Consider the following 13,749-nt stretch of genomic DNA (forward strand, 5'->3'; position numbering starts at 1 on the left):
TCTTATGCCAAATGATTTAGAATATATTGTAAAAGATGCACTGATGTTATGTGATAAGGGTGCAGCACCCGCACCGTTTGCTCCTACACATAATACGCATATTAAGATCAATAACTGCTTGGTTACTACGAAGGCAGATAAAATCCCGATGACTAATATTCCAACCTTTGGAGCCTGTACTGTAAAAAATGGAAATCCGTGTACGCCCGCACCTATTGATTGGACAGATACTTATAAGGTAAAGGTAAAAGGACAGGAAACAATCCTATACAAAAGCAAATTACCTTGTGGTACCGGAGGTAAGATAGAGTTTATTACTAGCGGACAGATCAAACTCCCCCCAGAGGAGTATGACAAATTGATAGAAGAACACGGGCAGAAAGAAGATGAAGGTGGCTGGGGCTGGTGGGATACGGTAGAATTAATACCAGTAATAGGGAGTATTGTAGGAGCTGTACGAGAAGGAGCTAAAGGAAATTGGGGGATGATGGCAATGAATATAGGTTTTCTGGTATTAGATGTTGCTGGATTAATCAGTTTTGGTGCCACTACTGCAGCATCGACAGCTGCTAAAACAGGAATTAAGGCAGGGATTAAAGCCACTGCAAAATCTGCTGCTAAAGGAGTAGCCAAATTAGGAACCAAAGCCGGAGCCAAACAACTGGCTAAAGGAGCAGGAAAAGCATTTGCCAAAAGCGCAGCTAAAGCAGTAGACAATATTGCTCTTAAAACAGGAAAAGTATGCGTCTTTGCCTGTTTTACCGCAGGGACCAAAATAGCAGTACAAGACGGACATAAAAATATCGAAGATATACAGCAAGGTGATCTAGTCTGGGCGTATAATGATGAGACAGGAGCGAGTGATCTTAAGCCTGTGCTTACAATCATGCAGCGAGAAATAGATGCGACTATTGAGCTTACACTTGGTACAGAAATTATAGAAACCACTGCGGAGCATCCTTTTTATACCCGCTCCGGATGGAAAGATGCTGCTGATCTTACGAAAGAAGATGAAGTAAAAACAAAAAACGGAAAGTGGCAACGTATAGAAGCTACCAATTTCTTGTATAGCAAAAAGAAAGTATATAACTTTGAAGTAGCGGATTGGCATACCTATTTTGTAGGAGCTTGGGAATGGTTGGTGCATAATACTAAGGCTTGTTTAAAAGTTTCTGCAAAAAAAATCAAAGATGGCGTATATGACCTGACATTAAAATTTAAAGATGACTGGTCTAAAACACAAAAAAAAGTAGCAAAAGAAAAAGCAGAGGCTTTAACTAAAGCGCCAACAAAAGTTGTAAAAAGCCCCGCTAGAAAATCAGGAACAAGAAAAACATTTAAGAAAAAAGGAGGGAAAGTTAAAAAAGGACAAGATGTTGACCATACAGTAGAATTGCAATTAGGAGGTGTTGATGATGTATCAAATATGAAAGCATTGGATAGTAGTGTAAATAGAAGTTTTGGTAGACAAATACAGAATCAAATAAAAGATTTACCTGCTGGGACTATAATAAGGAATGTAAAAATACAATAATGATGTTAAAGAATATTCAGAAAAAATATGTAATCACTCATTTTAATGATAATAATAAAATAAAAAAAAAAGACTTTTTAAATGAATATAATTCATTTGGTTTTGCATATGAATTATTAATGAAAAATGGCGGTGATGTTTTCGAGAATGGGTTATTTCAAATATTAACTTTTCAAAATGCCTATAAATGGACGAATCTTATAACTACAAATTATTTTCCAGAATTTAAGTACAAATTATTTTGCTATGCAATGACTTGGCAAGGTTGTATTTTAGCTGTAAACGAAGAAAATGATACAATATACATATTTGACCCTGCGACCTGTGAATACTTTGCTATGGAAGATACTTCTTTAAATGACTTTTTATCGGAAGAATTTTTAGAAAATGAAGACGAAATAATTTATTCAGATGATTTTAAGCTGTCTCTGAGTTTTATGAATATAGAAGAGTTAGATTCAGCATTTTGTATCGCACATAAAATTTCACTGTTTTTAGGGGGTGAAGATCAAATTGAAAATCAAGAAATTATTGATACAGAAGTTATGTGGGATTTACAAATACAAATAGCGGAAAGTATTAATGAAATACCAGATTGATTATAAAAGTTTTATGTTATATTTTTTATTCTCCTGATATTTCATTTTAGATTAAGATGAATAAAATCTTGAACAAGTTATCTTTTTTACAAATTTTTGTCACGTCCTAAAATACGGCTACAGATTAATATTAAAATTTAAGCGGCACTTTGGTGCACGTAATTAGGTGTTTTATAGTCTAAAGATAAATGTAATCTTTTATAAATTCTGATAATACAGGTGCAGTTTTTTATCCTAATCCAACTAGTGGAATTATAAACCTTTCTAAAGAATATGAATGGGTGCTAATAAATGATCTGGGACAGGTTGTTAATACAGGAAATAGTTCTTCAATTGACTTATCCAAATATGCAAAAGGGCTGTATTTCTTAAAAGCAGAAAAGGAAGGGACTACTGTCAAGATTATCAAAGAGTAAATAAAAGAGCATTATAACTATATTTATAGTAACAATTATTCATAGTAAGATTTTATTTCAGGCTGTAAAAAAAGATTTTTGCAGCCTGTTTTGTTTTTTAGAGAACCAACTCATACCATTTTCGATTTTAATATACCCATTATAAAGTTTTCTCTTTTTTCTGTATATTTTAAAATAAAAACAAGTCGTAGCTATGGATTATACCTTGATTTTCTTTTTTTCTAAACAAGAAATTGTTGTTTTTTATTTGAGTGTTTTAAAACCAAAAAAGGAATGACACGATTTGTGATTAAAAAATTCGTATAAATTCATTGAATTATTTTTTCTTTATGCAAGGCAAAAAAATCAAGCATAGCTATAGCTACGGTTTATTTTTTAAACGAAGTAGAAAGGGAAAAGAAACGATGAATATGCGAAATTTTTAGTTATAAATCGTATGACAGGAGCAAATCTTATCGAATAGTTTTAAGATGGAGGGTGGTATCTTAGCAATTATAAAATAAAAACCTTATTTTTTATATGGTAATTGGAAAAAAAATAAGGGATGAAAAGATTTATAGTATTCTTGATAAGTATCTTGACAATATCCTCTTCTGCCCAGAAAAATTTTAAGGTATATTATGAAGAAGGAGAAAAAGGATATACAGTTTTTGCAGATAATGGAGAATATAGCCCTGTTTCTGTAGAGATAAATTTTAAGATAGATAACCTCACATCAAGTATTGGTACTAGTAAAATTATCGTGGTTCCAGCGCAAACAACCAAGTACTATATTGCAGATCTGACAGTGATCGAAATTCGAAAAGCGATTAAATTAGGGTTTGGTGTGAGATATAATCATGGGAATCATTTACAAAAAATATATGATGCAGATTATGAATATCAGTTACCTTTTCAGAAAGGTACGAGTCACGTAGTAACTCAGGGGTATAATGGTGCGATCTCACATAAAGATGAATATGCGTTGGATTTTAGAATGCCAATAGGTACCAAAATTTATGCGGCGAGAGAGGGAGTAGTTGTGTTGGTAGAACAGGGTTTTAATAAAACATGTACCGATGCCAATTGTGCAAAGTTTAATAATTATATATTGGTCTATCATTCTGATGGAACCTTTGCAGAGTATACCCATATCAAAAAAAATGGAGCTGTGGTCAAAGCTGGAGATGCCATAAAAACAGGTCAATTCATTGGGTATAGCGGTAATATTGGATGGTCTACGGGACCTCATCTTCATTTCATAGTTTTTTTACAGCGATTTACGAAACGAGAAACACTACCAACAAAATTTTTAATAGACGCTGGAAAACAAGCGCTGCTATTAGAAGAAAGGAAGGAGTATTCTAGAAAGTACTGATAACAACTGATCCTATTACAATGTCTATATTAAGAAAACGATGTTTGAGTTTAAAAATACTATTGTTTCATTAAGAAAACCTTAACTTAAGTGATGACATTATATGTTTACTTTTAGCTTTAAATTAACTTTTATAGAAATGAGTTTTATTTTTTTTATGCAAAATTGTAATGAGATGATCAAGAGAATATTATTGATAATTTGTCTATCCGCTTTTTTTATTTCCTGTAAAAATGATACTTCAAAAACTGAAAAAACAGTTGTAGTATCACCAAAAGATACCAGTGCAGATTTTAATAAGATGCTGGATGAATATTATGAAGAAGGGTTGAAACTTGATCCTGTACAAGCTACTTTTGCAGGAGATAATCGTTACAATGATCAGTTTCCTAATCCATTAGCAGATGAAACAGTAAGCAAATTAAAAACATATTATCACGCTTATAAAACTAAATTAACAGAATTTGCAGATGTAGATTTATCTGACAGTCAAAAAATGACAAAGAAGATATTACAATGGGAATGTGATATGAACTTGGCTGGGTTTAATTTTCGTAAGGATTATTTTCCTATTGATCAGATGTGGTCTATTAATTTGGTCGTAGGGCAATTGGCTAGTGGAGCAAGTGCGCAACCATTTAAAACTGTAGAAGATTATAATAATTGGTTAAAGCGTCTGGATGGATATTTAGCGTGGATGACATCTGCAGAAACAAAAATGCGAGAAGGAATGAAAAAGGGATTTGTGCTTCCTAAGTCATTGATTAAAAAAGTAGTACCTCAATTAGAAGCACTGACTATTGAAGAGCTGGATAAGCACCTTTTCTATACTCCTGTAAAGAATTTCCCGAAAGAGTTTACTGATGAAGAAAAGAAAATACTCGTTGAATCCTACAATAAAACAATTTTAGAGAAAATTATTCCTGCATATAAAAGCGTATATCAGTTTATGAGTGCGGAGTATATGGATGCCGGAAGGACAAGTTCAGGGATTTCTGAAATTCCTGAAGGAGCCTCTTTTTATCAACATCAAATACGGTTGTATACCACTACAAATATGACTGCAGACGAGATTCATAGTTTAGGACTTTCTGAAGTAGCACGCATTTCTGAAGAAATGAAAAAAATAAAAAAGGAAGTTGGGTTTGAAGGGGATTTAAAATCTTTCTTCGATCATGTTCGTAATAAAAAAGAATTAATGCCATTTACAGAACCTCAGCAGATACTTGATAATTTCAATGCGATTCATGATCGTATGAAACCACAAATCGAAAAACTATTTGATGTGAAGCCCAAAACAGCTTTTGAAGTTCGTCGTACCGAAGCATTTAGAGAAAAATCAGCTAGTGCAGAATATAACCCTGGATCATTAGATGGTACAAGACCTGGTATTTTTTATACGCCAATACCCGATGCTACAAAATATAATGTCTATAGCGATGAATCTTTATTCCTTCATGAAGCAATTCCTGGTCATCATTACCAAATATCGCTAACTCAGGAAAGCAAAGAATTGCCGAAATTTAGAAAAACCTTATGGTATAGCGGTTATGGAGAAGGGTGGGCGTTGTATTCAGAATCTTTAGGCAAAGAATTAGGATTGTATACAGATCCGTACCAATATTTTGGAATGCTTGGAGCAGAAATGCACAGAGCAATTCGTTTAGTGGTAGATACTGGATTGCACGCAAAAGGATGGACACGAGAACAAGCTATTCAATATTCTTTGGATAATGAAGCGGAGTCAGAAGCAGGTATTATTTCTGAAATTGAGCGATATATGGCGAATCCCGGACAAGCTTTATCATATAAAATCGGACAGTTGAAGATTAGGGAATTACGTGCAAAGGCAGAAACTGCTTTGGGGGATAAATTTGATATCCGTAATTTCCATAATCAAGTTTTAGAAACAGGTTGTGTTCCGCTAGCTTTGTTAGAAGATAAAATCAATAATTGGATTAATTCCAGTAAATAATCTTTTTGGATAGGGGATCATCCTTAGATATATTATAATTTCTCTTTGCCTGTTTTTTATACCATTTTTGCTTTAAAATTACCCAAATAAAATACAGTTGTTTTTTCTTTTAGCAAAAAAGAAAAGTTCAGCATAACCCAAGCGGTTAATTTTTATTTTGAAGCATAAGGGGAAAAGAACAAATTTTAATGGGTAATTTTAAGGTAGAAATGGTATTATGTCGATTCTTATCCTAGTACCCTTTTTCATTTTTATAAAACGTGAAAATAATACTTGTTTTGTGTGTCGAATCTAGTGTTATGAAATACATATTATTTTCTTTTTTTCAAGTAATACGATTTACGGATGAGAATTTCGTAAAAATAATGGCAAGGATTTTTCGCTAGATTGATGAATCAAATTAAAGAATAGCCATGGCTATTGTTTCATTTTATGAAGAAAATATAGTAGAAAAAGAATGTCATACGATTTGTGATTAAAAAATTCGTATAAATTCATTGAATTATTTTTTCTTTATGCAAGGCAAAAAAATCAAGCATAGCTATAGCTACGGTTTATTTTTTAAACGAAGTAGAAAGGAAAAAGAAACGATGAATATGCGAAATTTTTAGTTATAAATCGTATCATTAGATGCGAAATTTTTATTCGTAAATCGTATAAAGTTAGAATTGAAGATTTATTTTTTGTAATGAATTCTGGTAATAAAGTAGATTTAGCGGCAGTAGTGTTTTTAGAAATCAAGTAAAATAGTAACGAAGTATAATAGAATAAAACCAGAATTATAGCTATTCTATCTTACCATGTAATCAAGACTCTAAGTTGAAAATATTGATCAAATATATAGCTCCATTTTTAATATTTAGCTTCGGTATAAATATGTTTTGCCAGGAAACTAACTATAGATATGAGGAATTAGAAAAAAGACTAAAAAACATCAATGAACTTAATTATGATGATTTCTATCCGTTAGTCAAATCAATTCTTGCTAATAAAAAAGAGCATGTGAAGGCTTTAAATTATTTAGGAAGATATTTTATGGAGAAAGAAATTCCGGATTCTACAATTTGTTATGGGAATAAGATTTATGAAATGTCAATAAATAAGAAAGATTCATCTTCTTATGCTATGCTGAGTAAAGCCTATAATATGCTGGCTGTGGGCTATGGACATAAAGGTCTTACTGATATAAGAGGGAAATACCACTTAAAAGGACTTGAGCTTCACGAAAAAGGATATGTAGGTAAAGAAGTTTCAGTTCACCATATAAGAGGATTGGCAGATTATTATACAGATAAAAAGGAATATGATAAAGCGATTCCACTCTATGAAAAAAGTATTGCGATAGATAAGAACAACCATACGGTATATTTTGCGTATAATAATTTGGGATATATCTACTCAAAAACGAAACAATATGATAAGGCTCTTATGTATTTACAAAAAGCCTGTAGTGCGCCTATTGAGCATAAGGCAAGAGGATACTGTTATGAAAGTATTAGCGCCTGTTATCTTGATATGGGAGAGTTAGATAAAGCGATAGAATATGGATTATTAGCAAAAACAAATTTTGGTAATAGTAATAGTAATTCAAAGTTTATACTTCTTTCAGAAATTACTATTGGTAAATCATATCACCAAAAAAAAATGTATACAAAGGCTATTTCTATCTATAAGAATACATTAAAAAAGGTTAGAAGTAAAGGATTTATTGATATTGAAATCGAGGTTTTAGAAAATTTAAATACCTCATTTATTGCTCAGCGTAACTATCAGGAAGCACATGCGACTATTATTCAAGTCGTTAGACTTAAAGATTCATTAGTAAAAACTCAAAGAGATAAAGAAAGCAGAGAATTAGAAGTAAAATTTCAAATATTACAAAAAGAGAAAGAGATTGAATTGCTAAAAAAAGATCAACAATTAAAAGAAAATCAGCTTGTGTCAGAAAAGGAGAATAAGCAAATGATGAGTATTGCTTTTTTAATTGTTTTGATACCGAGCATTTTTCTTTTGATTGTATATTACCAAAAACTTACTGCAAAAAACAAACTCAGTAAAAAGCAAGAAGAAATTAGTATAGAAAAAATAAATTCTCTAATACGTGAGCAAGAACTAAAATTAATAAGAGCTTCCCTAAAAATTCAGAACAAAGAAAGAAAACGTATTGCGCAAGAATTACATGATAGTATTGGAGGAAATCTTGCCGCTATAAAATTACAATTTGATGGAGCTAAGGTACAGGATGATGAATTTAATGTCATTAAAAACCAAATCAATGAAACCTATCAGTTAATAAGGGAAATATCACATGATCTAATGCCCGAAAAGTTTTATCATAATAAATTTACAAATGTTATAAGTGAATATTTGAATAATGTTGGAAAAGCCCATAATCTAGCAATTGTTTTTAACGCATTTCCTCCAGACGATGTAAATAGTATTAAAGGTAAAATTCAAGTCGAAATTTTCAGAATTATTCAAGAATTGCTGACTAATACATTAAAACATGCCAAAGCAACAAAAATAGATGTTCAAATAAATTTGTTGAATAAAACGATTCATATTATGTTTGAAGATAATGGTAACGGTTTCAATATCAATAGTAGTACCGGAGGCATTGGATTGCAAAACATTGAAGATAGACTGGAAAAATTTGACGGAAAACTTCAGATTGATTCAGTTGTATCGAGAGGCACCATATTAACTATAGAAATTAAAAATGTACAGGTAAAACCTAGTTTTGTTTAAATCCGTGATCCTATAAAGAAAATAGGGATCAAAAAGGTCTTCTGATATTTATATGGTGAAGTGATATTCGTTTACTGAAGTGATTTAGGCTTTTTTGCTTAATTGAAATGTTTTTTGCATCTCATATAAGTGTTACGAAGTAAGAAAAAGCCAAAAATTGAGTAAACTATTTCGGGGCAAACCCACGAAGCACTTATTGAAAAAATATTTCGATTTCGGGCAAGCATTTAAATCTCGATTATCGAGTCAAAAAAAGCATTTTTTATAGTGAATTTATAAAATGCTATTTGTCAGTATTTTGTGTTTAATCAGAATTAAAGATTTCTGATATAGACTAGATCCCATTGGCTTTGTAATAATTCAAAAATAGTGTGCAATGCAATTGTCAAATAAAATTACCTACTATCATCATTTCTTTTTGTTTCACACTTCCCAATAAAAAGCATCAACAGTACTACTATGTATGAATTTTCTTTCTGGTCTGAATTAAAAAATAATTAGATTCAGTTTATGATAATTTCATCTAAGAATGGCGTAATACGATTTGTGATTAAAAAATTCGTATAAATTCATTGAATTATTTTTTCTTTATGCAAGGCAAAAAAATCAAGCATAGCTATAGCTACGGTTTATTTTTTAAACGAAGTAGAAAGGAAAAAGAAACGATGAATATGCGAAATTTTTAGTTATAAATCGTATAAAAAGCTTAAAAGGAGATTTTTGAGAGTGGTTTCTGTATACATTATTTTGTTAGATAGTATATTTGGAGGGGGGATACCCCTTTTTTAGTTATTTTTACTGGTTAAATAAATGTTAAATTTGTAATTAATCTATTGATTGAAGTATTCTGTCGGTTAACTGGTTAAAAAGCTGTATATGAGAGTATTTATATTAAATTGCTAAGTGATTTTTATTTTTAAAACAAAAGAATATGGCACTTCAATCTCAGTTAAAGATCTTTATAGGCGGTACCGCTATTACGGCTTTTAAAACATTCAGATTACATCAAGAAATTGATAGCCATCATGATTTCCGATTAGTATGCAGAGCAGATGTGTTGGAAAACCTATCGGGAGAGATGGCTTCAGAAACCAAAAATTTTCTGGGAGAGTCTTTTATACTTCAAGTTGGAGCCTTAGGGTTTACAAGCGGATATAAGGAATTAGAATTTAAGGGTGTTGTTACTTCAGTGGATGTAACAAAAGGTTTTCTGCATTCTGGAGGCGATACAATTGCAATCTCAGGAAAGAGTAGTTGCATTATTTCTGATGATGGTCCTCATTATGCTTCTCATAATGATGTAAGTATGTTAGACATATTACAAAAAACATATCAGGGATATGATATCTCTAAGCTAGAGACAGTCTTTAATCCTGTAAAAACCGAAACCATACATTATAGTGTACAGCAAAATGAAAGTTCGTATCAATATCTAAGTAGACTGGCAGCACAGTATAGCGAATGGTTTTATTATGATGGAAAGAAATTAGTATTTGGTAGCGCAGCATATGATGCAGTACCTCTTCAGTATGGAATGGATTTGCAGGAATTCTCTTTAAAATTAGCTCCCAAACCAAATAAGTATCGATATTGTACTAATGATTATATTACAGATCAGCAGCACGAAAAATCAACAAATGAAGTGAATACAGGGGTGAATGGTTTTAATCAATTTACCAGTGAAAAAAGCAATACTCTGTATGCCAAAGAAACCAGCGTATATATCAATTCTTATGATGATGCTCAATTAAAAAACCGACTGGATACCCAGGTAGAACAGCAGACCAAAGCCATAGAAGCAAAACAAGTTATTGTGAAAGGATCTAGCGATAACCCAGGCGTTAGCCTGGGAGATGTAGTGACCATACAAGATGGTCTGACGGGTTATGGTTCTTTTAGAATTATCAAAGTAACCCATACAGTTTCTGAAAACGGAAAATACAACAACGAGTTCGAAGGGATTACGGCAGAACTGGATGTGTATCCTAAAACGGATATGATGTCATTCCCCAAGAGCGACACTCAGGTAGCTACCGTAATAGAAAATGTAGATCCAGATGGAATTAGCAGAATACGCGTGCAATTTCCCTGGCAAAAACCGTATGGAGAACTAACACCTTGGTTGCGTGTAGTTTCTCCACATGCAGGAGGTGAAAAAGGCTTTCATTTTATCCCGGAAAAAGGAGAAGAAGTATTAGTAGGATTTGAAGTAGGGAATGCAGAACGACCCTATGTTATGGGCAGTATGTATACAGGAGGCGCACAGCCGGGAGCGTTCCAGAGTGATAATAATGATATCAAAGCTATCCAATCTCGTAGTGGAAATAGAGTGATTATGAATGATAAAGATGGGAGTATTACTATGGCGGACCCCAGTGGTAATGTAGTCGTCATGCAAGGTAATGGAGAAATTGTCATAAAAGCTCCTAAGAAATTGACGTTAATGTCCACAGATATTAATATCCTAGCTGGGAATAGTATTAATATAGAAGCGAAACCTAATGAAGATGGAGGAGAAGGAACGATTGGTATGAAGGCACAAAAGTCTTTTGGATTAAAGGTCGTGGATGAAACAATTGGAGTTAGTGCTAAGAAGGATATTACGCTTACTAGTGAAACCGCAAGCACTAACCTTAATGGGAAAACAGATACCAATATAAAAGGAGAGACTTCTATCAACCTTGATGGTGATAAAATTAATGTTAAAGGAGGTAGCAAAATCAAAGTAGAATCTTCTGATACGGATATTTTCTAAACGAACAGTCTTATGCCAAATGATTTAGAATATATTGTAAAAGATGCACTGATGTTATGTGATAAGGGTGCAGCACCCGCACCGTTTGCTCCTACACATAATACGCATATTAAGATCAATAACTGCTTGGTTACTACGAAGGCAGATAAAATCCCGATGACTAATATTCCAACCTTTGGAGCCTGTACTGTAAAAAATGGAAATCCGTGTACGCCCGCACCTATTGATTGGACAGATACTTATAAGGTAAAGGTAAAAGGACAGGAAACAATCCTATACAAAAGCAAATTACCTTGTGGTACCGGAGGTAAGATAGAGTTTATTACTAGCGGACAGATCAAACTCCCCCCAGAGGAGTATGACAAATTGATAGAAGAACACGGGCAGAAAGAAGATGAAGGTGGCTGGGGCTGGTGGGATACGGTAGAATTAATACCAGTAATAGGGAGTATTGTAGGAGCTGTACGAGAAGGAGCTAAAGGAAATTGGGGGATGATGGCAATGAATATAGGTTTTCTGGTATTAGATGTTGCTGGATTAATCAGTTTTGGTGCCACTACTGCAGCATCGACAGCTGCTAAAACAGGAATTAAGGCAGGGATTAAAGCCACTGCAAAATCTGCTGCTAAAGGAGTAGCCAAATTAGGAACCAAAGCCGGAGCCAAACAACTGGCTAAAGGAGCAGGAAAAGCATTTGCCAAAAGCGCAGCTAAAGCAGTAGACAATATTGCTCTTAAAACAGGAAAAGTATGCGTCTTTGCCTGTTTTACCGCAGGGACCAAAATAGCAGTACAAGACGGACATAAAAATATCGAAGATATACAGCAAGGTGATCTAGTCTGGGCGTATAATGATGAGACAGGAGCGAGTGATCTTAAGCCTGTGCTTACAATCATGCAGCGAGAAATAGATGCGACTATTGAGCTTACACTTGGTACAGAAATTATAGAAACCACTGCGGAGCATCCTTTTTATACCCGCTCCGGATGGAAAGATGCTGCTGATCTTACGAAAGAAGATGAAGTAAAAACAAAAAACGGAAAGTGGCAACGTATAGAAGCTACCAATTTCTTGTATAGCAAAAAGAAAGTATATAACTTTGAAGTAGCGGATTGGCATACCTATTTTGTAGGAGCTTGGGAATGGTTGGTGCATAATACTAAGGCTTGTTTAAAAGTTTCTGCAAAAAAAATCAAAGATGGCGTATATGACCTGACATTAAAATTTAAAGATGACTGGTCTAAAACACAAAAAAAAGTAGCAAAAGAAAAAGCAGAGGCTTTAACTAAAGCGCCAACAAAAGTTGTAAAAAGCCCCGCTAGAAAATCAGGAACAAGAAAAACATTTAAGAAAAAAGGAGGGAAAGTTAAAAAAGGACAAGATGTTGACCATACAGTAGAATTGCAATTAGGAGGTGTTGATGATGTATCAAATATGAAAGCATTGGATAGTAGTGTAAATAGAAGTTTTGGTAGACAAATACAGAATCAAATAAAAGATTTACCTGCTGGGACTATAATAAGGAATGTAAAAATACAATAATGATGTTAAAGAATATTCAGAAAAAATATGTAATCACTCATTTTAATGATAATAATAAAATAAAAAAAAAAGACTTTTTAAATGAATATAATTCATTTGGTTTTGCATATGAATTATTAATGAAAAATGGCGGTGATGTTTTCGAGAATGGGTTATTTCAAATATTAACTTTTCAAAATGCCTATAAATGGACGAATCTTATAACTACAAATTATTTTCCAGAATTTAAGTACAAATTATTTTGCTATGCAATGACTTGGCAAGGTTGTATTTTAGCTGTAAACGAAGAAAATGATACAATATACATATTTGACCCTGCGACCTGTGAATACTTTGCTATGGAAGATACTTCTTTAAATGACTTTTTATCGGAAGAATTTTTAGAAAATGAAGACGAAATAATTTATTCAGATGATTTTAAGCTGTCTCTGAGTTTTATGAATATAGAAGAGTTAGATTCAGCATTTTGTATCGCACATAAAATTTCACTGTTTTTAGGGGGTGAAGATCAAATTGAAAATCAAGAAATTATTGATACAGAAGTTATGTGGGATTTACAAATACAAATAGCGGAAAGTATTAATGAAATACCAGATTGATTATAAAAGTTTTATGTTATATTTTTTATTCTCCTGATATTTCATTTTAGATTAAGATGAATAAAATCTTGAACAAGTTATCTTTTTTACAAATTTTTGTCACGTCCTAAAATACGGCTACAGATTAATATTAAAATTTAAGCGGCACTTTGGTGCACGTAATTAGGTGTTTTATAGTCTAAAGATAAATGTAATCTTTTATTGTTATATAATTTGATTGCGTT

The 13,749-nt window shown here is 32.6% G+C and carries 9 protein-coding genes; all 9 read left to right on the forward strand.

Annotated features, from left to right (window positions below):
- Positions 1 to 4: 4 nt before the first annotated feature.
- Complete coding sequence (locus tag F0000_RS04740; RefSeq protein ID WP_149623556.1) at positions 5 to 1,534, forward strand: polymorphic toxin-type HINT domain-containing protein; 1,530 nt, start codon at positions 5 to 7, stop codon at positions 1,532 to 1,534.
- A gap of 2 nt (positions 1,535 to 1,536) precedes the next feature.
- Positions 1,537 to 2,133: a hypothetical protein gene (locus F0000_RS04745; RefSeq protein WP_149623557.1), complete on the forward strand. Its 597-nt coding sequence runs from the start codon at positions 1,537 to 1,539 to the stop codon at positions 2,131 to 2,133.
- 200 nt (positions 2,134 to 2,333) lie between these two features.
- Positions 2,334 to 2,549, forward strand: a complete 216-nt coding sequence (locus F0000_RS04750; protein ID WP_149623558.1) for a T9SS type A sorting domain-containing protein — start codon at positions 2,334 to 2,336, stop codon at positions 2,547 to 2,549.
- Between the two features lie 544 nt (positions 2,550 to 3,093).
- Positions 3,094 to 3,906: a M23 family metallopeptidase gene (locus F0000_RS04755; RefSeq protein WP_149623552.1), complete on the forward strand. Its 813-nt coding sequence runs from the start codon at positions 3,094 to 3,096 to the stop codon at positions 3,904 to 3,906.
- A 175-nt stretch (positions 3,907 to 4,081) separates the two neighbouring features.
- A complete protein-coding gene (locus F0000_RS04760) occupies positions 4,082 to 5,881 on the forward strand; it encodes a DUF885 family protein (protein WP_149623553.1) in 1,800 nt (599 codons plus the stop codon).
- 876 nt (positions 5,882 to 6,757) lie between these two features.
- A complete protein-coding gene (locus F0000_RS04765; RefSeq protein ID WP_149623554.1) occupies positions 6,758 to 8,629 on the forward strand; it encodes a tetratricopeptide repeat protein in 1,872 nt (623 codons plus the stop codon).
- Positions 8,630 to 9,560: 931 nt separating this feature from the next.
- Positions 9,561 to 11,384 (forward strand): type VI secretion system Vgr family protein, encoded by a 1,824-nt coding sequence (locus tag F0000_RS04770; protein WP_149623555.1) that lies wholly within the window; start codon positions 9,561 to 9,563, stop codon positions 11,382 to 11,384.
- A gap of 12 nt (positions 11,385 to 11,396) precedes the next feature.
- Positions 11,397 to 12,926 (forward strand): polymorphic toxin-type HINT domain-containing protein, encoded by a 1,530-nt coding sequence (locus F0000_RS04775; RefSeq protein WP_149623556.1) that lies wholly within the window; start codon positions 11,397 to 11,399, stop codon positions 12,924 to 12,926.
- A 2-nt stretch (positions 12,927 to 12,928) separates the two neighbouring features.
- A complete protein-coding gene (locus F0000_RS04780; protein ID WP_149623557.1) occupies positions 12,929 to 13,525 on the forward strand; it encodes a hypothetical protein in 597 nt (198 codons plus the stop codon).
- Positions 13,526 to 13,749: the final 224 nt, after the last annotated feature.

The organism is Aquimarina sp. RZ0 (genome assembly GCF_008370685.1).
Lineage (GTDB): Bacteria > Bacteroidota > Bacteroidia > Flavobacteriales > Flavobacteriaceae > Aquimarina.

Excerpts from the sequence above, each read along its gene's own strand:
- F0000_RS04740 (WP_149623556.1), top strand. The coding sequence starts at position 5 with ATGCCAAATGATTTAGAATATATTGTAAAAGATGCACTGATGTTATGT.
- F0000_RS04745 (WP_149623557.1), top strand. The coding sequence starts at position 1,537 with ATGTTAAAGAATATTCAGAAAAAATATGTAATCACTCATTTTAATGAT.
- F0000_RS04755 (WP_149623552.1), top strand. The coding sequence starts at position 3,094 with ATGAAAAGATTTATAGTATTCTTGATAAGTATCTTGACAATATCCTCT.
- F0000_RS04760 (WP_149623553.1), top strand. The coding sequence starts at position 4,082 with ATGATCAAGAGAATATTATTGATAATTTGTCTATCCGCTTTTTTTATT.
- F0000_RS04765 (WP_149623554.1), top strand. The coding sequence starts at position 6,758 with ATGTTTTGCCAGGAAACTAACTATAGATATGAGGAATTAGAAAAAAGA.
- F0000_RS04770 (WP_149623555.1), top strand. The coding sequence starts at position 9,561 with ATGGCACTTCAATCTCAGTTAAAGATCTTTATAGGCGGTACCGCTATT.
- F0000_RS04775 (WP_149623556.1), top strand. The coding sequence starts at position 11,397 with ATGCCAAATGATTTAGAATATATTGTAAAAGATGCACTGATGTTATGT.
- F0000_RS04780 (WP_149623557.1), top strand. The coding sequence starts at position 12,929 with ATGTTAAAGAATATTCAGAAAAAATATGTAATCACTCATTTTAATGAT.